The 264-nt window shown below is 52.7% G+C and carries 1 protein-coding gene; it reads right to left on the reverse strand.

The annotated features are described in order from the left end of the window. Positions 1-264: SHIRT domain-containing protein (locus STRDD11_RS13515; protein WP_164828528.1), on the reverse strand; the 264-nt coding region annotated here is incomplete at both ends.

The following is a 264-nucleotide window of genomic DNA, read 5'->3' on the forward strand; positions in this document are numbered from 1 at the left end:
CCCTGCCGGCTGTGCCGCTGACAAATGCATGGACTGCTTTGTAAGTTAGCACTGGGCTTGGAGTTGGAGTGAATTCCCAAGTGCCGACGAATTTCACATCTGCACCATTGATGGTTTCTTCGTTCTTGTCATAAGACTTGAAAGTCCAAGTGCCGTCCGCAGTCTGTACTTGAGTTGGAGCTGGCGCTGTCGGCGTTACCTGAGTGCCGTTCTCCAGATTCTTTTCCGTTGCCGGAAGCAAGTCCTTGACTTCCTGGGGCAGGT

The sequence above is a fragment of the Streptococcus sp. DD11 genome (assembly GCF_001578865.1).
Lineage (GTDB): Bacteria > Bacillota > Bacilli > Lactobacillales > Streptococcaceae > Streptococcus > Streptococcus panodentis.